General features: G+C 63.0%; 24 protein-coding genes. 8 read left to right on the top strand and 16 right to left on the bottom strand.

All coding sequences use genetic code 11. From position 1 onward, the window contains the following. Positions 1 to 43: 43 nt before the first annotated feature. The 7 genes from lspA to K226_RS0114350 all read right to left on the bottom strand — a co-directional run bounded on the left by lspA (position 44) and on the right by K226_RS0114350 (position 8,321). Positions 44 to 541, bottom strand: a complete 498-nt coding sequence (lspA, locus tag K226_RS0114320) for a signal peptidase II (RefSeq protein WP_024815478.1) — start codon at positions 539 to 541, stop codon at positions 44 to 46. Further along, positions 538 to 1,761, bottom strand: a complete 1,224-nt coding sequence (locus K226_RS18985) for a TRAP transporter large permease subunit (protein ID WP_081739386.1) — start codon at positions 1,759 to 1,761, stop codon at positions 538 to 540. Before K226_RS18985 ends, lspA begins: the two co-directional genes overlap by 4 nt. Positions 1,762 to 1,848: 87 nt before the next feature. After that, entirely contained in the window at positions 1,849 to 2,457 is a 609-nt protein-coding gene (locus K226_RS0114330; protein ID WP_051463491.1) for a phosphatase PAP2 family protein, read from the bottom strand. A gap of 5 nt (positions 2,458 to 2,462) precedes the next feature. Then, positions 2,463 to 5,237, bottom strand: coding sequence for a heavy metal translocating P-type ATPase (locus K226_RS0114335; RefSeq protein ID WP_024815480.1), 2,775 nt, complete (start codon positions 5,235 to 5,237; stop codon positions 2,463 to 2,465). Between the two features lie 473 nt (positions 5,238 to 5,710). After that, the gene (ccsB, locus tag K226_RS0114340; protein ID WP_024815481.1) at positions 5,711 to 7,033 is read right to left on the bottom strand and encodes a c-type cytochrome biogenesis protein CcsB; all 1,323 of its coding nucleotides are present in this window, start codon (positions 7,031 to 7,033) and stop codon (positions 5,711 to 5,713) included. Further along, positions 7,030 to 7,656: a cation transporter gene (locus K226_RS0114345; protein WP_051463544.1), complete on the bottom strand. Its 627-nt coding sequence runs from the start codon at positions 7,654 to 7,656 to the stop codon at positions 7,030 to 7,032. The genes ccsB and K226_RS0114345 overlap by 4 nt, the downstream gene beginning before the upstream one ends. Positions 7,657 to 7,685: 29 nt before the next feature. Next, a complete protein-coding gene (locus K226_RS0114350) occupies positions 7,686 to 8,321 on the bottom strand; it encodes a thiol:disulfide interchange protein DsbA/DsbL (protein ID WP_024815483.1) in 636 nt (211 codons plus the stop codon). Between the two features lie 174 nt (positions 8,322 to 8,495). On the opposite strand from K226_RS0114350, the gene lpdA reads away from it, so the two are divergent. After that, positions 8,496 to 9,941, top strand: a complete 1,446-nt coding sequence (gene lpdA, locus K226_RS0114355) for a dihydrolipoyl dehydrogenase (RefSeq protein WP_024815484.1) — start codon at positions 8,496 to 8,498, stop codon at positions 9,939 to 9,941. A gap of 56 nt (positions 9,942 to 9,997) precedes the next feature. Here the strand turns inward: lpdA and nadE are convergent, their stop codons facing one another. Continuing rightward, a complete protein-coding gene (gene nadE / locus K226_RS0114360) occupies positions 9,998 to 10,816 on the bottom strand; it encodes an ammonia-dependent NAD(+) synthetase (protein WP_024815485.1) in 819 nt (272 codons plus the stop codon). A 243-nt stretch (positions 10,817 to 11,059) separates the two neighbouring features. On the opposite strand from nadE, the gene K226_RS0114365 reads away from it, so the two are divergent. From K226_RS0114365 to fdxA, 3 genes are read left to right on the top strand one after another with little or no spacing between them, the layout of a single operon-like run. Continuing rightward, complete coding sequence (locus K226_RS0114365) at positions 11,060 to 11,461, top strand: DUF3703 domain-containing protein (protein ID WP_024815486.1); 402 nt, start codon at positions 11,060 to 11,062, stop codon at positions 11,459 to 11,461. A gap of 35 nt (positions 11,462 to 11,496) precedes the next feature. Continuing rightward, positions 11,497 to 11,970 (top strand): TlpA family protein disulfide reductase, encoded by a 474-nt coding sequence (locus tag K226_RS0114370; RefSeq protein WP_369795472.1) that lies wholly within the window; start codon positions 11,497 to 11,499, stop codon positions 11,968 to 11,970. A gap of 59 nt (positions 11,971 to 12,029) precedes the next feature. After that, positions 12,030 to 12,377 carry a ferredoxin FdxA gene (fdxA, locus tag K226_RS0114375; protein WP_024815488.1) on the top strand — a complete coding sequence of 116 codons (348 nt, stop codon included), beginning with the start codon at positions 12,030 to 12,032 and terminating at the stop codon, positions 12,375 to 12,377. Positions 12,378 to 12,969: 592 nt separating this feature from the next. On the opposite strand, the gene K226_RS0114380 is transcribed toward fdxA, so the two are convergent. The 4 genes from K226_RS0114380 to merR (K226_RS0114395) all read right to left on the bottom strand — a co-directional run bounded on the left by K226_RS0114380 (position 12,970) and on the right by merR (K226_RS0114395) (position 16,985). After that, positions 12,970 to 15,141: a protein-disulfide reductase DsbD gene (locus K226_RS0114380; RefSeq protein ID WP_081739387.1), complete on the bottom strand. Its 2,172-nt coding sequence runs from the start codon at positions 15,139 to 15,141 to the stop codon at positions 12,970 to 12,972. A 48-nt stretch (positions 15,142 to 15,189) separates the two neighbouring features. Then, entirely contained in the window at positions 15,190 to 15,813 is a 624-nt protein-coding gene (locus K226_RS0114385; protein WP_162150981.1) for a thioredoxin domain-containing protein, read from the bottom strand. A 29-nt stretch (positions 15,814 to 15,842) separates the two neighbouring features. Further along, the gene (locus K226_RS0114390; protein WP_238324232.1) at positions 15,843 to 16,448 is read right to left on the bottom strand and encodes a disulfide bond formation protein B; all 606 of its coding nucleotides are present in this window, start codon (positions 16,446 to 16,448) and stop codon (positions 15,843 to 15,845) included. A 114-nt stretch (positions 16,449 to 16,562) separates the two neighbouring features. Further along, a complete protein-coding gene (merR, locus tag K226_RS0114395; protein ID WP_024815492.1) occupies positions 16,563 to 16,985 on the bottom strand; it encodes an Hg(II)-responsive transcriptional regulator in 423 nt (140 codons plus the stop codon). A gap of 64 nt (positions 16,986 to 17,049) precedes the next feature. Between merR (K226_RS0114395) and K226_RS18990 the strand changes: the two genes are divergently transcribed. Continuing rightward, positions 17,050 to 17,409 carry a mercuric ion transporter MerT gene (locus K226_RS18990; RefSeq protein ID WP_155886553.1) on the top strand — a complete coding sequence of 120 codons (360 nt, stop codon included), beginning with the start codon at positions 17,050 to 17,052 and terminating at the stop codon, positions 17,407 to 17,409. Positions 17,410 to 17,458: 49 nt separating this feature from the next. On the opposite strand, the gene merA is transcribed toward K226_RS18990, so the two are convergent. The 3 genes from merA to merT all read right to left on the bottom strand — a co-directional run bounded on the left by merA (position 17,459) and on the right by merT (position 19,857). Further along, a complete protein-coding gene (gene merA, locus K226_RS0114405; RefSeq protein WP_024815494.1) occupies positions 17,459 to 19,144 on the bottom strand; it encodes a mercury(II) reductase in 1,686 nt (561 codons plus the stop codon). Between the two features lie 71 nt (positions 19,145 to 19,215). Then, positions 19,216 to 19,491 (bottom strand): mercury resistance system periplasmic binding protein MerP, encoded by a 276-nt coding sequence (gene merP / locus K226_RS0114410; RefSeq protein WP_024815495.1) that lies wholly within the window; start codon positions 19,489 to 19,491, stop codon positions 19,216 to 19,218. Between the two features lie 15 nt (positions 19,492 to 19,506). Then, entirely contained in the window at positions 19,507 to 19,857 is a 351-nt protein-coding gene (merT, locus tag K226_RS0114415) for a mercuric ion transporter MerT (RefSeq protein ID WP_024815496.1), read from the bottom strand. Between the two features lie 71 nt (positions 19,858 to 19,928). Between merT and merR (K226_RS0114420) the strand changes: the two genes are divergently transcribed. Both merR (K226_RS0114420) and K226_RS0114430 read left to right on the top strand, forming a co-directional pair. Beyond that, positions 19,929 to 20,354, top strand: a complete 426-nt coding sequence (gene merR / locus K226_RS0114420) for an Hg(II)-responsive transcriptional regulator (protein WP_024815497.1) — start codon at positions 19,929 to 19,931, stop codon at positions 20,352 to 20,354. 1,012 nt (positions 20,355 to 21,366) lie between these two features. Continuing rightward, positions 21,367 to 21,681 (top strand): DUF736 domain-containing protein, encoded by a 315-nt coding sequence (locus tag K226_RS0114430; protein ID WP_024815498.1) that lies wholly within the window; start codon positions 21,367 to 21,369, stop codon positions 21,679 to 21,681. A 367-nt stretch (positions 21,682 to 22,048) separates the two neighbouring features. On the opposite strand, the gene K226_RS0114435 is transcribed toward K226_RS0114430, so the two are convergent. Then, on the bottom strand, positions 22,049 to 22,342 hold the full coding sequence (locus K226_RS0114435) for a helix-turn-helix domain-containing protein (RefSeq protein ID WP_024815499.1): 294 nt from the start codon (positions 22,340 to 22,342) through the stop codon (positions 22,049 to 22,051). 218 nt (positions 22,343 to 22,560) lie between these two features. Between K226_RS0114435 and K226_RS0114440 the strand changes: the two genes are divergently transcribed. Next, on the top strand, positions 22,561 to 22,908 hold the full coding sequence (locus K226_RS0114440; RefSeq protein WP_024815500.1) for a DUF2958 domain-containing protein: 348 nt from the start codon (positions 22,561 to 22,563) through the stop codon (positions 22,906 to 22,908). The last annotated feature ends 124 nt before the right edge of the window (positions 22,909 to 23,032 follow it).

Genomic DNA, 23,032 nt, shown 5'->3' on the forward strand with positions numbered 1-23,032 from the left:
GGCCCGCTCGACATCCGGCGAAGTTTGCGAGCACTGGATTTGCTCATGCCTTCTCTCGAGTTTGCGGTTGCCTCGCCCCGGCAAAGGACGCCAGCACCAAGCAAGCCGCGCCCACGGTGATGGCGATGTCTGCCACATTGAACGCCGGCCAGTGCCAGCCGGCGAAGTGAAAATCCAGGTAGTCGATGACATGGCCGCGCAGGGCACGATCGAAGGCGTTTCCCAGCGCGCCTCCCAGGATCAGACTGAAGGCCAGCGATTCGCTGCGTGGCCGAGGTTGCCGCAACATCCAGATCAACCAGACGGAAGCCACGACCGCGATGGCCAGAAAGAACCAGCGCTGCCACCCGCCGGCGCCGGCAAGGAAACTGAAGGCAGCGCCCGGGTTCAGCACATGGACCAGGTTGAAAAAGGACGTGACCGGATGGGACCAGCCCAGGGGCGTGATGGCGTCGATGGTGCTTTTGGCGGCCTGGTCGGCGGCGAAGACGGCGAAGGCGAGCGAGAACCAGGGAGCTTGTCGATGTGGATGCATGTTCATTTAGTGGGAATGGGGTCCGTGGGCGTTTCGGGCTCCGGTTCGGGCGGCGCTTTCAACGCGTCCTCGACTTGTTTGTCGGTCAGCGTGGCCGCCGGTGGTGGCGTGCTGGCAATCCCAGGGAACGCCACCAGGATGCCCACCATTGCCATCTGCAGCACCAGGAAAGGGATGGCGCCGAGGTAAATTTCGGACGTGCGAACCGACGGGGGTGCCACGCTGCGCAGGTTGTACAGCGCGATGCCGAAGGGCGGGTGCATGAAAGAGGTTTGCAGCACCACCGCCACGATGACGGTGAACCAGACCATGTCGATGCCGAGCTTGCGGGCCACCGGCGCGATCAGGGGCACGACGATGAAAGCGATCTCGAAGAAGTCGAGGAAGAATCCGAGCAGGAAGATGCCGATGCACACGAACAGCAAGAATGGCAGCTGTCCCTGCGGCAGGTGGCCGAAGAGTTGTTCGATCCAGGCCTGCCCGTTGAAACCGCGAAACACGAGCATGAAGAAGGAGGCACCCAGCAGCAGGAAAATCACGCTGGAGCACAGAACACCTGCGTTGGTGAGCGCTTCGGCCAGCCGCTGGCGGCTCAGGCGGCGCTTTGCCAGCCCGATCAGCAACGCGGCGCAGACGCCCACCGCACCGCCTTCGGTCGGGGTGGCGACGCCGAAAAAGATCGACGCCAGGACGGCCAGGATGAGCGCCAACGGCACGCCAGCCGCCACAGCGGCCTCCTTCCATGCGCTCACGGATGCGCTGGCGGCTTCCATCAAGGGCGGCGCCAGACCGGGGCGCCATCGGGTTGCCGCGACGACGTACACCAGGTACAGCCCGACCAGCATCGCGCTGGGCAGCAGGGCTGCGTGGAATATCTCCACCAGCGGTACCTCCATCTGCTCGGCCAGCACGATGAGCACCAGGCTGGGCGGCAGCATCTGCGCCAGCGTGCCGGCGGCCGCGATCGAGCCGGTGGCAAGCTTGGGGTCATAACCCGCCTTGAGCATCGTCGGCAGCGCGATCAGGCCCATGGCGATGACCGAGGCCGACACGAACCCAGTGATGGCGGACAGCATCGAGCCCACGATCAGGGTGGCCACCAGCAAGCCGCCGGGCTGCTTGCGGAACAGGCGGCCGAGGGCCAGGAGGGTGCACGTCGTACATGCTCGAAGATGCGACGCCCAACAGCTTGCGGCTGAACGCATTGCCGGCGATGAGGACGGCATTGGCCAGCAGGCCCCAGCGCACCACGAACGCCATTTGGCGATTGACGGAGTCGATGCGGCCAGCAAGGCGCAGGGCTGCGGCGAACGTCATCGCGTGGCCCGCCACTCGTCAGCGGCGCGCTTCAACGACACGGCCCATCCATAGGTCGCTACAACGCAAGCGCCGCCAAGCAGGAAGCCGGCAACAACATCCGCCGGGAAATGCGCCCCCAGTGCCACGCGGGACCAGCCGACGGCTGCCGCGAGTGCGAGCAGAAGCAGTCGGAACGGCCAGGAACCGAGCGGCCAGAGGCAGGCGACGACGGCTGCCGTGTAAACAGCATGGCCGCTCGGAAACGCATAAAGGCTGTCCGGTTCGCCAAGCACCCAAGCCATATCGTTCGCGTAGAGGTCCGACGGGCGCGAAAGCGCAAGCCCAACTTTTGCCGTCCAGGCCAGGAGCATGGCGACCAGGACGCCGATCCCAAAGCGGAACGGTGCCAGCGCAGCAGGTTCGGAACGCTTCACGGCCTGCCAGGCCAGCAGAAGCAGGCCCATGACTGGCGCCCCCCAATAGCTGCCGATCGCGGACAGAGCACGAGCCAAGCCGATCCAGTCCGTCGACATGGATCGGTTGATCCACAGCATCAGTTGGGTGTTGAGGCCGCCCCAGTCGTACACCCAGTGCCGCAGTAGTCCCATGTCGCCAGCGCCCATATGGGTCACGCGTCGCGCGTTTTCAGCAGCCGCAGGCCGTTGAACACCACCAGCAGGCTCGCTCCCATGTCCGCGAACACTGCCATCCAAAGGGTCGCCGTGCCCGTCAATGCCAGCACCAGGAAGACGGCCTTGATGCCCAGCGCCAGCACGATGTTCTGCTTCAGGATGGCTCCCGTCTTGCGGCTAAGCCGGATGAACTGCGGGATTTTGCGCAGGTCGTCGTCCATCAGCGCCACATCGGCCGTCTCGATCGCGGTGTCGGTGCCCGCCGCTCCCATCGCGAAGCCGATGCTGGACTTGGCCAACGCCGGCGCGTCGTTGATGCCATCGCCGACCATGCCCACAGTGCCATGCGCTGCAAGCTCGGCGTCGATGGCCGTGAGCTTGTCTTGCGGCAGCAGTCCGCCGCGCGCGTCGTCGATGCCCACGTCGCGGGCGATCACGCTGGCCGTCTGCTGGTTATCGCCGGTCAGCATGACCGTGCGCACGCCCAGGGCGTGCAGTTCGCGGATCGCCTCCCGGCTGGAGTCGCGGACGGTGTCCGCCACCCCGATGACCGCCAAAGCCTCGTTTTGGCTGGCTATGGCGATGGCGGTCTTGCCCTCCCCCTCGAGCTTCTTCAGCGCGGCTTCGGCGGGCGCGCTGCCGATCCCCAGTTCCTGCAGCAGCCTGTGGCTGCCGAGGTAGTACCACTGCCCGCCTACGCGGCCCTTGACCCCCCGTCCGGTGAGCGACTCGAAATCGTCTGCTTCACCGAGCGCCTGACCATGCTTTTCGCGCCAGTAGGTGGCGACAGCGCCCGAGACAGGATGGTCGGAGCGCGCGGCCAGGCTGGCCGCTAGGCGCAATGCATGGTTCTCACCGGACCCGAGGGTCACGACGTCGGTGACGACCGGCTTGCCCTGCGTGATCGTTCCCGTCTTGTCCAGCGCGAGCGACTTGAGCAGGCGGCCCTGTTCCAGGTACGCGCCCCCCTTGATCAGGATTCCTCGCCGCGCCGCCGCGGCCAGGCCGCTCACCACCGTCACCGGCGTGGAGATGACCAAGGCGCAGGGACAGGCGATGACCAGGAGCACCAGCGCCTTATAGATCCAGTCCATCCAGGCGCCACCGAGGAAAAGGGGCGGCACCAGCATGACGGCCAAGGCCACCGCAAAGACCGCCGGCGTGTACACCTTGGAGAACTGGTCGATGAAGCGCTGGGTGGGCGCGCGGCTTCCCTGGGCCTCTTCGACCGCCTTGATGATGCGCGCGAGCGTGGAGTGCGTGGCCTCGGCCGTCACGCGATAGACGAAGGAGCCGGTCTCGTTGATCGTTCCGGCGAATACCGTATCGCCAGCGGCTTTGGCCACCGGGATACTCTCGCCCGTGATGGGCGCCTGGTTGACCGCCGACTGGCCGCTTTCCAGGATGCCGTCCAGCGGGATGCGCTCTCCCGGCCGGATGCGAACGAGCTGCCCCACGGCCACTGTTTTGGCGGGCACCTCCAGCCAGCTGCCATCGGGTTGCTGCACGGTGGCCTGCTCCGGCGCCATCGCCAGCAGACCCCGGATCGCATTGCGGGCCCGGTCCAGCGACAGCACCTCGATCACCTCGGCCAGTGCGAACAGGAACATCACCATCGCCGCTTCGGGCCACTGGCCGATGAGGATCGCACCGGTCACCGCAATGGACATCAGCGCGTTGATGTTGAGGATGCCGCTCCTGAGCGCGAGCCAGCCCTTCTTGTAGGTGGGCCAGCCGCCGGTGGCGATGGACACCAGCGCGAGGCCGATCACCGGCCAGGCGGAATCATTCCCCGTGCTGAACGCGACGGCTTCGGCCACGCCGGCGCTCACCCCGGCCACGGCCATCAAGCCCCACTGCCGCTTGCTCACGGAGGGTCTGGCGGATTCCTCGATGTTGGCGTCGCCTGCATCCGGCACGGCCTTCATGCCGATCGAATGCAAGGCGGACTCCAGGTCGGCGGCCAGAACCGTGTGCGACACCGTCAGCTTGCGCTGCATCAGGTTGAAGTCCAGGGACTGGACCCCCGGCATGTGCTGCAGCTTGTCGCGGATCAGGCCTTCTTCCGTCGGGCAGTCCATGTTCTCGATCCGGTAGACGCTGCGCTGCGCACCGCCGGGGACGGATGCTACTGCCTCCGCCGGCGGCAAGCCGATGTCCTTCAGTGCAGTAACGATCGTCTCGGTCGACGGCAAGGTGTGCTGCACGGTCAGCTTTCGCTGCATCAAATTGAAATCGAGGCCGTCGATCCCGTCGAGCGAACCCAGCCGCTTGCGGATCAGGCCCTCTTCCGTGGGGCAGTCCATCTTTTCGATGCGGAACGTGTCGGTGCGCAAAGTCGCAGCTGCGGTCCCACCGGGCGTTGCCGCCGGTAGCTGCGCGTCCGCCGGCGGCATGCCAATCTCCGTCAGGGCCCGGACAACTGCGGCCGTGTCCGGCAGCCGGTGGACGACGGTCAGTCGGCGCTGCGGCAGGTCGAATTCCAGTTCCTCGATGCCGGCCATGCCTTGCAAGCGCTCGCGCACCTGCCGCTCCTCATTGCGGCAATCCATCTTCGGCACATGGAAGGTGGATCGGATCGGCAGTTCAACTGCCTGGCGCGGCGTCGCGGGCATGCCCAGGGCTGCGAGCGCATCGATGACCGCAACCGAATCGGGCAAGCGGTGCTCGACCGTTAGGACACGCTGCGCGAGGTCGAAGTGCAAGTCCTCGACGCCGGCGATCTGTCCGAGGCGCGCGCGGATCTGCGCGACTTCGTTCTTGCAGTCCATGCGCGGAACGTGGAAAGCTTCGGTGCGCGTTTCTTCTTGCCGCCCGGGCAGTCCGAGCTCGACGAGCGCCGCGGTCACGGGTGACATGTCGTCGAGCCGGTGCGTCACGGTCAGTCGATGCTGCTGCAGGTCGAACCCGAGTGCCTCGACCCCCGCAATCTGGCCCACGCGCTGCCGGATCTGGCGCTCTTCGCTCGGGCAATCCATCTTCTCGATGTAGAAGACGGTGTCGGTCGCTGGCCGTCCCGCGCCCACCAGGGGCTCGTTGGCCAGTGATTCACATGCGGCGGTACCGCACGATTTTGTGCTGCTGGAATCCATCGCTTGACTCTCCACTTTTCTAGATGAGGGCACGATACACCTTATAGTCGCTTCAGGGTCAAGCGGGCTCCGTGGGTCAGTCGCCTCGGACGCAACCGCACAGGTTCAGCCGCGTTTCGCCGCAGCTCCGGCCTCGGCGCGTCACCCCAGGATCACAGCGTCCCGTAGCTATGGAGCCCGGACAGGAACATGTTCACGCCCAGAAATGCGAAGGTGGTCACCGCAAGGCCCACCAGGGCCCACCACGCCGAAACGTTGCCGCGCAGCCCCTTGATCAGGCGCATGTGCAGCCACGCCGCATAGTTCAGCCAGACGATCAGCGCCCATGTCTCCTTCGGGTCCCAGCTCCAGTAGCCACCCCAGGCTTCAGCGGCCCACAAGGCACCCAATACCGTGGCCACCGTGAAGAAGGCAAACCCGACGGCAATGGCCTTGTACATGACGTCATCGAGCACCTCGAGGGCGGGAAGCCGCGAGGCGATGCGTTGCCGCGCCAGCAGGATGCAGGCGATGATCAGGGAAGACACGCCGAAGTAGACCGTCCAGAAGGCCCCGCCGGTCTCCGCACCGCGCCGGAAGACGAGCGGCTCCAGGCAGAGCGCGGTGCCCAGCAGCCAGAGAGGGGCGAGCTTGTACCAGCGAGTCTCGCCGGCCTGCTGCTTGATCAGGTAGGCGAACGCCACCATCGCTGCCAGGGCGAAAGTGCCGTATCCGACAAAATTGGCCGGCACATGAACCTTCATCCACCAGCTTTGCAGCGCCGGCACCAAGGGCTGGATCTCGTGCTGCTCGCGCACGAGCGTGTACCACAGCAGGAATCCCACCGCCGCACTGACAATCAGCATCGCAAAACCGCCGAGCGCGCGGGTTTCGTACCGGTCCTCAAAATACAGGTAGAACGCCGCTGTCATCCAGCTGAACAGAACGAACACTTCGTAGAGGTTGCTCACCGGGATGTGGCCGATGTCCGGTCCCATCAGGTGGCTCTCGTACCAGCGCACCATCGTCCCGATGAGGGCCATGGTCACGGCTGCCCAGGCGAGACCCGTCCCGAGCCGATCGAATCCGACGGCGCGCGCGGAGAGCATGCCGCCCCAGTAGAAAGCCGTGCTCATGAAGAAAAGCAGGCTCATCCACAGGATTGCTGATTGGCTCGAAAAGAAGTACTTGAGCCAGAAGACCGACTCGGCGCGCTGCAAGTCGCCCTGGTAGGCCACGGCTGCCAGCACCGAAATGATTGCGACGCCGGCGATGAGTGCGCGCAGCGGCCGCCAGAACCAGCCCAGCCAGATCAAAGCCGGCGCCGACAGCAAGAGGATCGCCTTTTCGTAAACGTCCATGTGGGCCGCATACACGGCAAGCGCATAGGCTCCTCCAGCGGCGACGAAGGCGGCGAACAGCCAATCGAGGGCGTTGCGACGCGCGAAGAAGCCCTCATTAAGGGTGAGGGTGTAGGTCTGGGTCGTACTGTTCATTCGGTGCTGCGCGTGTTTTGTTCAGAGGAGGGAGCAGTTGGCTTGCGTGAAGCCTTGCGGGCGTGCTCGAGGATTTCCCTGCCGCCGTTGGCCGCAAACAGGGCCGAAACGATGCCCAGGATGAGGTCCGGCACGTTCGATCCCAACCACAGAACGAGAATTCCGCTGGCAAGGATCGCCATGTTCACGATCGAGTCGTTGCTCGTGAAGATGGCGGACGCCTTGAAGTTGACGTCTTCGCCCTTGTGGCGCTTGAGCAAGCGCAGGCAGTACACGTTGATCGCCGCGTTCACCCCTGCCATCACCATCATGGCCGGCCCGATCGGTGCTTCCGAACCCATGAACCTGCGCATCACCTCGCCGACCAACAGGATCGACAGGCCGATCAGCAGCCACCCGGACAACCGGGCCGCCGCCACCTTGGCGCGCACGCTGCGGCCGACCGCGTAGATGCCCACCGCATAGACCGACGCATCCGCCAGGTTGTCCAGCGCCGCGCCAATCAGCGCGGTCGAGGACGCCCACACACCCACGCCCATTCCGAGCGCGCTTTGCGCCAGGTTGATCAGCAGCACGTACCACAGGATCCTGCGGTCCTGCGCGTTGCTGGACGCGAGGTCCATCGCGGCAAATTCGTCATCGTCGTCGTTCACTATCCGCCCTTGCGCGCCAGTTCCAGCAGGTACTCAGCCACGGAGAGAGACTTGGAATTCGATCCGGCCAGCGAGCCGGATGTGAGCCAGCGGCCATTCACACCGATCGACGGCGTGCCTTCGATGGCGTAGCCGGTCGCCAGCGCGGTAGCCTGCTTGACCTTCGCCACGATGCCGAAGGAGTCCAGCAATTGCAGGAACCGCACACGGTCCACGCCATTGGCCGCAACGAAGGCCCCGATTTGATCGGGCGTATCCAGCTTCTTGCGTTCCGCATGGATGGCCGCGAAGACTTTGGGGTGCAACTGCTCTACGAGGCCCATCGCCTCGATCGCAAAATACAGCTTCTGGTGGATCACGAGGTCCTCCCGAAAGGCCACCGGGATGCGGCGGAACAGAACGTCGCGCGGCAGCTTTTTCTGCCACGCGTCGATCATGGGTTCGAAGGCGTTGCAGTGCCCGCAGCTGTAGGCGAAGAATTCCAGCACCTCCACCTTGCCCGCATCGCGCGTGGGTTGCCGAGACTGCAGGACCAGATAGCTACGGCCTTCCACGGGACGATCCTGCGCAAACGCAGGCATCTTCCATGCGACCAAGGGACCAAAAAGAGATGCGGTTAAAAGTCTTCGTTTCATGAGGATCTGGAGGATGCTGAAGGCATAGGGCCATCGATTAGAAACCATGTAGTCGGTACAAGGTCAAGCGATGCGACTCGCTCGCTGCTCGACAATGGGGAGATTGGGTCGGCTGGAGCGGGCGCTGCCTAGAATGCCCCTCCAGAAGAACTTCCACAACGGCGTTATCCGCAGATGGCCCAACAACAATCTCTCGACGTACTCGTCATCGGCGCCGGCTCCGGCGGCTACATCGCATCGATCCGGGCCGGCCAGCTCGGCCTGAAGGTCGCATGCGTGGAGGCCAATCCCTACGCGGATCCGAAAGGAGAACCGCGCCCGGGCGGAACCTGCCTGAACGTCGGCTGCATCCCCTCGAAGGCGCTGCTGTCGTCGAGCGAAGAATTCGAGAAGATCCAGAAGCACGCCAACGCGCACGGCATGCGCGTCGCGGGCGCCACGATGGACGTGCCGGCAATGATCGCGCGCAAGGACGCGATCGTCACCAAGATGGCGCAAGGCATCGAATACCTGTTCCGAAAGAACAAGGTTGCCTATCTGAAGGGCCGGGCGACGATCCTCGGGCGGGCAGAGGGCGGCTTCAGGGTGTCCATCTCCCGATCCGGCTCGATTGAAGAGGTGACCGCTCGCAACCTGGTGATCGCAACCGGGTCCCTCCCGCGCCAGTTGCCCGGCATAGAAGTGGACAACGTGGACGTTTGCGACAACGCGGGCGCGCTGGACCTGCGCTCGGTTCCGAGCCGCATGGCGATCATCGGGGCCGGCGTGATCGGGCTTGAATTGGGATCGGTCTGGCGCAGGCTGGGTGCGCAGGTCACTGTGGTCGAGGCGCTGCCGCAGTTGTTGCCCATGTGCGATGCGGACGTGGCGCGCGAGATGCTCAAGTTGCTCATGGCGCAGGGCATGGATTTTCACTTTGGCGCGCGGGTGACGGGCCTCGAGCGGGCGAGCGACGGATCGCTGAGCCTCGCCTATGTGGAAGCACAAGGCACAGCCCATTCCGTGGCTTGTGACAAGCTGGTGGTCGCAGTGGGCCGAGTCCCAACGACCTCAGGTCTCGGATTGGAGACTCTTGGCGTGAAGACAACCCAACGCGGCTTCGTGGACGTGGACGCGCAGTGCCGCACGTCGGTCGACGGCGTTTATGCGATTGGCGACGTCGTGCGGGGGCCCATGCTGGCTCACAAGGCTGAAGACGAGGGTGTGATGGTGATGGAGTGCATCGCGGGGCAGGCGGGGCACGTCAACTACGACGCCATCCCGTCGATCATCTACACCAGTCCCGAGGTGGCCTGGGTCGGTCGCACCGAGCAGGAATTGAAGGATGCCGGCATTGCTTACCGGACGGGCAAATTTCCGTTCACCGCCAACGGCCGCGCACTCGGAAACGGCGACACCTCCGGATTCGTGAAGGTCCTGGCCGACCAGAAGACGGATGCCGTGCTGGGCGTTCACATCATCAGCACGCATGCCTCAGAGATGATCGGGGAGGCGACGATGGCCATCGAGTTCAAGGCCTCGGCCGAGGACATCGGCCGAATATCGCACGCCCATCCGACGCTCTACGAGGCCATGCGCGAAGCTTCGCTGGCCATCGGCACCGGAGCGCTCAACCTGTGAAGTTCTCGGCCATGCGCAGCGCTCAAAGGCACCGCCGTCCTGGATCCCAGAGGCGACTATTCCGGTTGCACAGGCAGCCCGCGCTTGTGGCGGCTGGCGAGGTAGAGCCGTTCAATGATGGACACCGTGCTTTCGGACACGGGCCGGCCTTCCAGGAATGCGTCAATCTCGGCGTAGCTGACGCCGAACGCCGACTCGTCGGGAAGCTGGGGACGCAGAGTCTCCAGATCGGCGGTTGGAACTTTGCTGACGAGCTCGGCCGGTGCACCTAGGTGCGACGCGAGCTCGCGAACGCGCCCTTTCGTCAATCCCGAGAGTGGCGCCAGGTCACACGCGCCGTCCCCGAACTTGGTGAAGAAACCCATGAGGGCTTCGGCCGCATGGTCGGTGCCGACGACCAGGCCGCGCCGTGCCCCCGCGACCGCGTACTGCGCGATCATCCGTTGTCGCGCCTTGATGTTGCCGAGGACGAAATCTTCCTGCGAAGCATGCTCGAACGCGTGTCCCGACGCCTTCAGGCTCGCCAGCATGGCATCGGTCGCCGGCTGGATGTTCACGGCAAGGACCTCGTCAGGCTCGATGAACGCCAAGGCCCGCTGCGCATCCTGCTCGTCGGCTTGCAATCCATAGGGCAGGCGCATCGCGACGAACCTGGCGGATGCTCCTTGGGAGCGAGCTTTTGCGACGGCGAGCTGGCATAGGCGGCCCGCCACCGTCGAATCGACTCCTCCGCTGATGCCGAGGACGAAGCAAGCCAGCTGGGACCGGATGAGGTACGTGAGAAGAAAGTCGATGCGGCGCTCGGCCTCCGCTTTGACGTCGAAATGGGATCTCACGCCAAGTTCGCGTGCAATGGCGGTCCGGTCGAGTTGCATGGGTACTCCTGAGTGAAATTTGATGAAGAATCGCACTGGCGCTTCAACCGGGGCCAAAGCGGCTTAGCTTTCTGTTTTGGATTGATTGGGACTGTTGTCGTCGCGGCATTGGGGCCCAAAGTGACCCCCACGATAGCCGCCATCTTCATGGAAATGCCGAGCCTGAGTTGAGCAGCGCTTGACATTGGAGTCGCTGCAGGGTTTCTAATCTGTGATCGTACCCCGCACGAAAGAGGCAGAAGCATGCATCAACAAGCAATCGTTCCTGACGACAGCGAAACGTACGCATACCTCATCCGCCAGTTCGGGCGCAGCACAGACCAAAGTCCCGAGCAGCGCTGGCCATGGCTGATGGCAGCACACATCATGGGACAGCAGCGCCTGGGCCTGCATCTGCACAGTCACCTGATGATGCTTCGACTCGCTGCGGCTGAACGTGACTGGCCGGAGGCTGCCGGCCAAGTGTTGCGGCTCCTGCTGGTGCCCCTGGGAAATGGGACGGGCAGGCTCCCATTGGGCAACGTCGGAAGGGCCACGGTCAGTGCCTTTGAGCCCATGCCAGTGGCTATGCCATTGCGCCGGCTCATTGAAGAAGCCCGCGAAGCGGTCGGGGTGCCATCGTCGCCCCCAAGACCGGCAGACTGAGTTCAAAAATGAAAATGAAAATATTCATCGCCACGATGGCCGCCTCTGCGGTACTGCTTGGCACCGCGCTGCTTTACAGCACAAGCTCCAGCAAGGCACCGGAAGCGACGTTCGTTCTTCTCGATGGATCCTTGAGAACGGCCAATGACTTTCGCGGGAAGGTCACGTTGGTCAACTTCTGGGCCACGAGCTGCGCCACCTGCGTGGCAGAGATGCCGATGATTGTGCGGGCTCATGAGAAGTACCGTTCACGCGGCTACGAGACCCTTGCTGTCGCCATGAGCTACGACCCGCCGAGCTATGTCGTCAATTTCGCCAGCACCCGCAAGCTGCCGTTCGCTGTTGCCCTGGACAACACCGGTGCTGCGGCAAAGGCCTGGGGGGACGTGAAGGTTACACCGACGACCTTCGTTGTGAACAAGCGCGGCAATATCGTCAAGCGGTACGTTGGCAAGCCGAACTTTGACGAACTTGACAAGCTGATCGAAGAATTGCTTGCCGAGACCTGAGCGCGGTCCGACCCCATGATTCGCACCGAGGGCGGTGCAAAGTCGTTCATCCTGATCCTATGACGCACGTGGTCACTGAAAACTGCATCCGATGCAAATACACGGACTGCGTGGACGTGTGTCCTGTAGATTGCTTCCGCGAAGGCCCCAACATGCTGGTCATCGCGCCGGACGAATGTATCGACTGCGGCGTCTGCATTCCGGAGTGTCCGGCAGATGCGATCTTCGGTGAGGACGATGTGCCGCCGGGGCAGCATGATTTCATAAAACTGAACGCCGAACTCGCTCAAGCGCCCGGTTGGCGCCCCATCGTTCGCACGGTCCTTCCATTGCCGGATGCCGATATTTGGAATGGCAAAGCCAACAAGAGGGAAATGCTGGAGCGAAAGTGGCCTGCCGGCGGCTGACGGTGCTGCTGACATACGACGGCGGTACATCGCTTATCGCCACTGCCAGCCTCTCCAAACCGCAATGCCTACAATGGCGAGCTTCAAAAAGAGGAATTGCTCCGAGCCAGTCTTCGTTCTGGCATTCAAGAATACTTAAGGGCATCAATGCAAACAACTGTGCCTACGGGTCAACGAGTCAAGGCGCTCGCAGCCCAAGCTACGGAGTTCAAGCAACATAGCGATAACTGCTCGGGACAGAGCGAAACCTGGAGCGAGCTAAATCTGGACAAGTTTGCTCAGATGGTTGTTGAAGAATGCGTCAGCGCAATTGAGCAGCACTGCTTAGGAGTTGATCAGAATTCGATCAACGTCAATTCGTTAAAGATCGCCTTACGTGCTCATTTTGGAGCTCAATAGCCATAGTCTGTGGCGACGAAGTTGGCGACCTGCGAACGTGACACCCGAAGAAGGTGACCTTTCGCCGGCGCAAAAGTCCCATGGCTCGTCTTCTTTGCTTTGAGTGCTGGCAAGCATGCTTCACAAAACTCTGCATGCCACTTGCATCCGCCAAAGGCCCATGTCGATATTGGCCGCGTTCGCGAGCGGGATGTCAGAGCGACGCGACGGCTGAGCGCACCTCATCCACGCTCAAAATCTCGGACAGCACTACCGGCGGCCTGCCGTTTTGATAAAGCACATACAGCGGCACGCCATTCCGGCCCAACTGGCCAAGGGCGGCGGTGATGGCCGGGTCGCGCCGTGTCCAATCGGCCCGCACCAACGCGACGTTCTTGGCTGACAGGTCAGCCATCACCGCTGGGTTGGCCAACGTGGTCTTCTTGTTGTACTGGCAAGTGACGCACCAGGCCGCGGTGAAGTCGACAAACACAGGGCGACCGGTTGCCAGGATTTGCTCAACGCGTCCCGGCTCCCAGGCTTGCCAGGAACCTTCGCTGGCAGCAGCCGTGGCCGGCCGGGCATCGACTGCTGTGATGTTCTGACCCGCGTGCCACATCAGCAGCGCGAGCACGACGAATGAAATGCCACCCACGATGCGCCGCGAACGCCCGATCAGCGTGAGGGACCAGATCACCATGCTCATGGCGACCAGCAGCACCAACAGCGAAGCTGCCCCATCGATTCCGCTTTGTTGGCCCAGTACCCACAGCAGCCAGGTCACTGTTGCGAACATCGGAAAGGCCATGAACTGGCGCAGTGTCGCCATCCATGGGCCTGGCCTAGGCAGTAACTTGGCCACGGCGGGAATCCAGCCGGCGGCAAGGTAGGGCAAGGCCATGCCGAAGCCGAGGGCGGCGAACACGAGCAAGGCCTGCGGCGTCGGCAGCGTGACAGCTAGGCCGAGAGAAGCACCCATGAATGGCGCGGTACACGGCGATGCGATCGCCACGGCCAGCACTCCCGACAAGAATGAGTTGACCACTGGATGCCTGCTCTCCAGGGTTGCCAGCTTGTTCGGCAGGAAGGCGCCGAACTCGAATACTCCGGCGAGATTAAGTCCGATCACCGTGAATAGCGCCGCCAGCGTGGCGACCACGAGCGGGGTCTGCAGCTGAAAGCCCCACCCAAGCTGCTGGCCCGCCGCGCGCAGGCCGACCAGGAGGGCGCCGAGCAACACGAACGACACGACCACGCCAGCCGAAAACGCCAGCCCGCTGACGCGATGGCCGCGCCTATCGTCGGCATGGCGCGCGAAGCTCATCACCTTGATCGCCAGCACGGGGAAAACACAGGGCATGAGGTTGAGAATCAGGCCGCCCAGCAGAGCACCCAGGAGCGCTGCCGCGAAGGTAAGAGACATAGCAGATGCTGGCTGGCTCAGGCTGTTGCGCCGCAACGCCTCCTCCAGCGCGGGGGACACGCCGGGTGCGGCGGCCACCTGCGGCCATTGGCCTATGACTTGGGCCTCCGTGCGCCAACCCTTGTCTCCCAGGGTCAGCACCAAAGGCATCAGCGCCGGGCTCTCGCTGCGCTGGGCTGACAAGGGCACAACGGCGTTCCAGACCTTGCCGTCCCAGGATTGCGTGACCGGCGCCGCAGTCTCGATCACCTCCTTCGTCTCCGGGAAGAATCCAAGCACCTTGCCCTGCGCCTCAGCCGGCAAACCGGGCACGCTGACCTTGAGCATTTTGCCGTCGATCCGAACCGTCCCGGCGCCGGGGAGCGGGCGGGGTTGTGCCTGGAAGCTGGCATTGAAGACATTCGCGTACAGGGCTGTGGCACTGCGCGCGGGAATCTTGAGTGCGAATTCGCCCTCTTCGGGGACGCACTCCTGCCGGCATATCAGCCACTGCGCCTTCAGCTTGATTTCCAAGTCACCGCCCAGGAGCGAAGGCTTGAACTGCGGCGTGACGGTGAGTGGCACGGGCAAAAGTACCGTGCCGCTGTAGCCGTAGTTAGCCAGATTTCCGATCGGGTACTTCTTCGGTATCGGCCAGGCAATCTCGCCAGCCTCCACGCCCGGCGGTAGCGTCCACGTCAACTGGGTGGGGAGGCCGGAGTCGCCGGAGTTCTTCCAGTATGTGTGCCACTCGGGCTGGTGGGCCAGTTGCAGTCCGACCCACAACGCCTTGCCGGGCTCGACGCCTTCGGGCGCATGGGCCAGCAACTCGGCCCGCGCGCGCTCGGTCGTGACCACGCTTTTGAGCGGTTGCGCTTCAACCCGCAGAGCGAATGCACTGCCGAAGATCAGGAGGACGGCACAGGCCAGTCGCGCGACGGCCAAGGGCGCACTTTGGGCAACGGATTCAATGTTTGCGATCATGGATTTCTCTCGGGAGCCGGTCGGCAGCGTCAAAGTTTCCCATCTCACTCACTGCGGGTAGGCCGCTTTGAGCTCCCGATTGACCAGGGCTTTGAGCTGTTCATCGCCAAAATCCTTCAACGGCTTTCCGTTGACGAAAAATCCTGGCGTGCGGGTGACATTCAGGATCTTGGCATCGGCCATGTCCTGTTCGATGTTGGCAAGGACCTCAGCCGAGCCGGCGTCCTCGCGGGCTTTCCTGAGGTTCAGTCCGGTGCCGTCCACGATGGACCAAATCAGATCGGGCCGGGGGTCGTGGTCAGCGCCCCAGGTCCGTTGTGCGTTCAGCAAGGCGCGGTTCACCGGCCAGAAAAGACCTTGAAGCCGGGCCGCCTCGAGCACTTTGACAGCCGTGTCGGCGCCGGCATGGAACGGCGTGTACCGCACGACCAGTTGAACCTTGCCGGGGTTGCTGTCCACGATATCTTTCACCAGAGGATAGAAAGCCCTGCAAGTCTCGCAGGCCGGATCAAAGAACTCGACGATCCGGACCTTGGCCTGTGCCGAGCCATACGTCGGTGAATGCGGGCGATTGAACACCGAGTCACTTTGGCGGGCGAGTTCGCCAAGCCGTTCGTCCTCCATCCGGTCGTACAGGTACACGCCCAAGCCGAACAGCAGGATCACGGCCATGGCCGAAATCAGAAGAATTCGCTGCCGGTTCATTGGGACCCACCTTTCCTGGTCGCCAGTAGCAACAAAATAATGATGATGCTGAAGGAAGCCAGCGAGAGCATTGGGATGGTGACCAGGCCGCCCAATTCCAGGCTGACCTCGGCGCAGGACGGGCCCTTACCGCACGGCTGCAGGCCTTTTGGGATGTAGCCCGAGTACAGCAGCCAGTGGTAGAACGCCGCAAGCCATCCCGCGCCCGCCAGCGGCATGGCGTATTTGATGCCTCCTGAATCTTGCGAGTAGAGCCCGATGGCGAGGATTGGCACCAGAGGGAACATTGCGATGCGCTGATACCAGCACAGCACGCACGGCTCCAGCTTCATGATTTCGCTGAAGAACAGGCTGCCGAGGGTCGCGACGAACGCAACCAAGAAAGCCATCAGCAAGAGGGACCACTGCGGCGATGGAATGTTGGTGCGGCGAGGAGGGGGGTCTGAAAGACTAATTGGCATGGGGGGATTGCATAGGCTTGATTCAAGCCGTGGAGGGAAAGGCCTTGCCAGCAAATACGCTATGGCTCCGAGCGTCACAGCGCCCAACAACAGAACGGAGATCAGGCTGATAAAAATGGCTGTTTCGTTGTGAGCGCCCATTTGACACATTAAAGTCGGTTCAGGGTCAAGCGCCGCCCGCATCAATTGTGCTCTACAGCGATGCGTTAGAGCGCTCGCAGGCGTCGCCCAAAGTAAGTGGCGAGTTGGCGCGCTTTAGCCTGGCACCCCAGCAGGAACGTGGAGCGCTGCGATCAGCGGACAACGAACCTTGCCTTTCGCTTTTTCGCACTGGCCGATCAAGTTGTTCAACACGCGCTCGATCCGTTGCAGATCGATCAGCTTCGCGCGGACGTCTACCAGCTTCTCCTGCGCTTTCATCCGGGCCTTGGCGCAACTCGAACCATCCTCGAGTGCGAGGAGCTCGGCGATCTCGTCAAGGCTGAAGCCCAGCCGTTGCGCGGACTTGATGAAGGCGACGCGAGCCAGATCACTTCCGGCATACCGTCTGATGCCGCCCACGGGGCGATCGGGCTCGGGCACCAAACCCTTGCGCTGGTAGAAGCGGATGGTTTCAACGTTGACCGAGGCGGCATTGGCCAAGGCGCCAATGGTGAGGAAATCGGCCGGGCTGGACATGACTTGACTCCGTACTTTGGTACGGAGGTAAGCTTAGTCCATGAACAAGGAGCTTGTCACTCGCATGCCCCGGTCCGGGGGCCGGGCACTCATTGCCGGCGGGCTCGCCGCTTTGTTGGCTTCGGCGTGCTGTCTGGGTCCTCTGGTGCTGGTGCTAGTAGGGATCTCGGGCGCGTGGATCAGCAACCTTGCAGGACTCGCGCCCTATCAGCCGATCTTCGTGGCCGCTTCAGTGGCGGCACTGTTCTATGCCTGGCGGCAGATCTGGCGCCCTGTCGCGTGCGCGCCGGACCAGGTCTGCGCCGTCCCGCGCGTCAATCTGGCCTACAAGCTCCTCTTTGCCCTTGCTGATCTGGTTGACCGTCAAGGGGGCAGCTCACGAAACGGAAAAAATCGTACGCTAAGCCTTGTCGTGCCAATCTAGCACGATGATTGACATGCCGAGGAGGTGTTCATTGAACACCTCCTTTTCTTCACCCGGCGCAGCACGAAAGCTGCTTCACGTCCTTGCTGAAGGTTTGCGCCGCGAGCTTCAGTCCTTCGACCATCGTCAGGTAGGGGAATAACTGGTCAGCCAGTTCCTGCACCGTCATGCGGTTGCGGATGGCGAGCACCGCCGTCTGGATCAGCTCGCCCGCTTCCGGGGCCACCGCCTGTACGCCGATGAGCCGTCCGCTACCTTCCTCGATGACCAGCTTGATAAAGCCGCGTGTGTCGAAGTTGGCAAGCGCACGCGGCACGTTGTCCAAGGTCAAGGTGCGGCTGTCGGTCTCGATCCCGTCGTGATGCGCTTCTGCCTCGCTGTAGCCCACGGTGGCGACCTGCGGGTCGGTGAACACCACCGTCGGCATCGCGGTCAGATTGATGGCAGCATCCCCGCCTGTCATATTGATCGCCGCACGGGTACCGGCGGCCGCTGCCACATAGACGAATTGCGGCTGGTCAGTGCAGTCGCCAGCGGCATAAATGTGTGGCGTACTGGTGTGCATGCCTTTGTCGATGACGATGGCCCCTTGCGCATTGACGGCTACCCCCGCCGCTTCCAATGCCAGGCTGCGCGTGTTTGGCGTCCGGCCGGTAGCGACCAGCAGCTTGTCGGCACGCAGTTCACCGTGTCCCGTGGTCAGTACGAATTCGCCGTCCACATGGGTGATTTGGCTGGCTTGCGTGTGTTCCAGTACCTTGATTCCTTCGGCACGGAAGGCGGCCGTAATGGCCTCGCCGATGGCAGGGTCCTCGCGGAAGAACAGCGTGCTGCGCGCCAGGATCGTGACCTGGCTGCCCAGCCGGGCGAAGGCTTGCGCCAGTTCCAGCGCCACTACCGACGATCCGATCACGGCCAGGCGTTCGGGAATAGCGTCGCTGACCAGGGCCTCGGTCGAAGTCCAGTAGGGCGACTCTTTCAAGCCTGGAATCGGCGGCACGGCCGGGCTGGCACCCGTGGCGAGCAGGCACTGGTCGAACGCCACCACGTGTTCGCCGCCATCGTTCAAACGGACGACAAGGCTCTGGTTGTCCTTGAAACGCGCTTCACCGTGCAGCACAGTGATGGCCGGGTTGCCGTCCAGGATGCCTTCGTACTTGGCGTGGCGCAGTTCATCGACGCGGGCCTGCTGTTGGGCCACTAGCTTCCTGCGATCAATCGCAGGCACAGTTGCTGCGACCCCGCCGTCGAACGGGCTTTCACGGCGTAAATGGGCGATGTGGGCGGCGCGGATCATGATCTTGGACGGTACGCAGCCGACATTGACGCAAGTGCCGCCGATGGTGCCGCGCTCGATCAGCGTGACCTTTGCGCCTTGCTCGACGGCCTTCAGCGCCGCCGCCATTGCAGCGCCGCCGCTGCCGATGACGGCGATATGCAACTGGCGCTCGCCGTCGCTGCCCTTATCGGCGGTTCCCATCCAGCCGCGTACCTTGTCGTGCAGTCCGGTGCGGTTGTCCGTCGATGAGGTATCAGCGAGCGTCGCCCTGTAGCCGAGTCCGGCCACGACGGCAGTCAGTGCGTCTGATGCGGTACCGGGGTCAAGGTCGAGCTGGGCCGCGCCCTTGGCGTAGGACACAACGGCAGACTGCACGCCAGGCACCTTCTCCAAGGCTTCCTTGACGTGCACTGCGCACGAGTCGCAGGTCATGCCGGTGATTTTTAGATGGGTCATGCAATAGATCCTTTACCGTTTGTGGCACCAGACAATGGCGTCAGATGTACTGCGGTGCCGTTTGCAGTCGCTCACTGCTTGATGCTGGACGGATAGCCCGCGTCCTCGGTTGCCTTAGTCAGCTTCTGCACGCTGGTCTTGGCATTATCGAAGGTGACGACCGCTTCGCGTTTCTCGAAGGTCACGTCAACTTTACTGACGCCTTCGACCTTGGAAATCGCCCTCTCGACGGTGATCGGGCAGGTGGAGCAGGTCATGCCCGGTACGGATAGCGCGACGGTCTGGGTAGCGGCCCACACGGGTGCAACAGCGGCAACGAGGGCGAGGGAGGCAAACAGTTTTTTCATGGCGAACTCCTGTGATCAATAGAAAAATGGCATGACGTAGGGAAATCCGAGCGCGACCAGCACCAGCGCAGCCACGACCCAGAAAATGAGCTTGTAAGTCGCTCGCACCTGGGGAATCGCGCACACATCCCCTGGTTTGCAGGCTTGCGCCGGGCGGTAGATGCGCCGCCAAGCGAAGAAAAGCGCCACCAGCGCCACGCCGATGAAGATGGGGCGATAGGGTTCTAGGATCGTCAGGTTGCCGATCCATGCTCCGCTGAACCCCAAGGCGATCAGAACCAGCGGCCCCAGGCAGCAAGCCGAGGCAAGAATGGCGGCTAACCCGCCGGTGACGAGCGCCCCGCGCCCGTACTGTGGTTCCGACATGCGTTTGTCCTTTTGAGTTTGGAATGGATAGCGTAACCTTACTTCCGTAGTCATGTACGGAGTCAAGCGATATGCAAACTATTTTTGAGAATCTGACCATTGGCGTTTTCGCCAAGGCAGCCGGGGTCAACGTGGAGACCATCCGGTTCTATCAGCGCAAGGGCCTGCTACCGGAGCCGGACAAGCCTTACGGCAGCATTCGTCGCTATGGCGAGGCGGATGTGATGCGGGTGCGGTTTGTGAAATCGGCCCAGCGGTTGGGCTTTAGCCTGGATGAAATCGCCGAATTACTCAGATTGGACGACGGCGCCCACTGTGAGCAAGCCAGTAGACTGGCGGAACACAAGCTTAAGGACGTACGCGAGAAGATGGCCGACTTGGCACGTATGGAGTCGGTGCTGTCCGAACTTGTGCGCGCCTGCCATCTGCGGCAGGGAAATGTTTCCTGCCCGTTGATTGCGTCGCTACAGGGGGGTGCAAGCCCGGCTATGCCTTAGCGTACGATTTTTCCGTTTCGTGAGCAGACCCCGTCAAGTTGCTACCGTCCGAAGTGCTGGTGCCATGCCGTCTTCTGGCCGATGAATGGATGCGGGCGGAAGGTGCCAAACCGCGAAGCCGATTCGGGGCCGTGCTGATCGTGCCTCTGTGGCTGGCCATGGGAGCGGCAATGTGGTTCTGGCTCAAGTCGCATCTGTAGGTTGTCTTTGATGGCGCATTGAACGGCCTGGGCGTGTCGGCGCAATGCGCCGCCGGGCTTTCCGGGCTACGCCCCGTGCCGCCTTTGTCGTCACGGCCATTCGGCTCCAGTCCCTCACGCACCTACGCGCCTGCGGCGCTGCGCGCTTTGCTTGCCTCCAGGGGAAAGCCCTGCGGGCTATCCCCGCCGCGCGATGCTTGGCGCCCCTTCAAGAGAGCCGAACCGGCATCGCCGGATCGGCCCGGCCAGCGCCGCGCCCCGCCGCGATGGGCGGGGCGCGGCAAACACGCCATAGCTTGCTGCGGCAGGTTGTGCGAATGCGTGCCGTCCTCGACGCTGACGGTTCTTGCCCTTCGCGTCACGAAGGATGGTTCACGGACACACCGCCCGGCATTGCTATGCAGCTTCCACGCCACGGCTCAAGACCAGCACCGCAGAGTGCGGCAGGGGCGTTCTCGCCTGTCGTTGGGCGGTTGACCTGGCCTGCATCAGGGCACGAACCGGAGAAGCCTTCGTGCGGGGATGCCGAGCCGGCCATGTCTCCTTTCGGATGTGGTTCGGCCCAAGGCGTCCTTGTCTCGTTGTGAATCCTGGCGGGGGCGCGGCTGCGCCTCGGGCTTCGTGGCTGCAACCGTCCGGCGAAAACAATTTCCCCTCTGCTGCGCAGATTCCTCGCGGGACAAATTCTTTTCGCCTTCCGGTTCTCCACTGCGTTGCGACCGCAAGCGGTGCAGCCAGCCCGTCCCCCGCCGGTCGGATCACAACAAGGACGCGATGGGCGCGAACCTTGTTCAACCGTAAGGAGATTCATCATGGCCAATATCGGCACCTTCACCGCAGACAAAGACGGCTTCACCGGCACGCTGCGTACCCTGACGCTCAACGTCAAGGCCAAGCTGGTTCCCAACGACAAGGGGGACAACGAACACGCCCCCGACTACCGCGTGCAGGCGGCGGGCTTCGACATCGGCGCGGCGTGGAAGAAAGTCAGCAAGGCCGAGCGGCCCTACGTGTCCGTGACCCTCGACGATCCTTCGTTCCCGGCAACGGTCTATGCCCGCCTGATCGAGGAAGAGGACGGCACGCACACGCTGATCTGGTCGCGCAACAAGCCCCTGGCGGCCTGACGGCCGCCAGCGCCCCGCCCACTGCGGCGGGGCGTTGTGCTGCTGTGCCATTTCGACAGCCAGGAAGGTGTGACCTTCAAATAGCTGTTTCGGGATGATTCGACCTCTCGGCAAGACCATAGCTTGAGTTCGCAGAGGCAAATGCAGGGCGGGTCGGCGCCATGCGCCACCGGGCTTTTCGGGCTGCGCCCCGTGCCGTCTTCGCCGTCACGGCCATTCGGCTGCAATCCCTCCCGCGGCTTCGCGCCTGCGGCGCTGCGCGCTTCGCTTGCCTCCGGGGGATCGGCGCCAGACCCATCCCCGCCGCGCTGTGCTTGGCGCCCCTGCAAGACCGCCGAACCGGCCTGTGCCGGATCGGCCAGGCGCGCTACGATACGTCGCTTGTCTTCAACATCGCCTCCAACTCCTGCCGCACCTGAGTCAGAAGCTGCTCGGCCCGCTGCGGGCTCTTGCCCGCGTAGGCCAGCGCCAGCAGCGTGACGGGATGCACCTGCATGACCTCGCACAGCTCGGCCAGCTTGTTCAGGGTCGGGCTTTTGAGGTCGCGCTCCAGCGAACTCATGTACGTGCGGCTGGAGACGTCGGAAAATGCTTCCTGGCTCAGACCGCGCGCCTTGCGGACTGTTTTCAATGCTGTTGCTAATGAGTGCTTTGCCTCCACCTCAGGTTTCTCCCTAAACCTAAGATGACATTCGATTGCGTCCTATAGGACTACAATCTATAGGGCTCGTTTTGTGCTTTTACGGAAATCAGTAAATCCGCATCTGTGTCTTCCGGCAGAACCGCAGAACCACATTCGTGTCTTTCCTGACTTCCACCGATGCGGTTTGGCGCCTTCACGCTTTGGCGGATCCGTGCACCGACGAAGGGATCACCACCATGAATCAACTCATCACCGAGGACGAGCGCAGGCAGTTGCTGGCCCACGGCCAAGCCCGCGCTGAAGGTCAGGATGTTGACCCGCTGCCCGTGGTGCGGCTGTTCACGCCCGATGCGCACGCCACCTGGCTGCTGGTCGCGCTTGATCCCGCTGATGGGGACACGGCCTACGGCCTGATCGACCTGGGAATCAGCATGCCCGAGCTGGGCCAGGTGAAGCTGTCCGATCTGGCCTCCATCGTCGGGCCGCGCCAGCAGCCCGTGATGCGGGATCGGTATTTCCAGGCGGTGCGCTCGCTGTCGGAATATTTGCGGCTGGCCCAGGAGAACGGTTCCATCGTCGATTGAACCGTTCGCGCCCCGGCCAAGCCGGGCGCATTGAGACTATTTCAGTCTGGCATCAGACCTGGCCGGTCTGAATCCGCACTCTTGCATCAAACCTGTGCATCTGTGACTAAAACAGTCACGATCT

It is taken from the genome of Acidovorax sp. JHL-3, from assembly GCF_000526295.1.
In the GTDB taxonomy this organism is placed as follows: Bacteria; Pseudomonadota; Gammaproteobacteria; order Burkholderiales; family Burkholderiaceae_C; genus Acidovorax; species Acidovorax defluvii.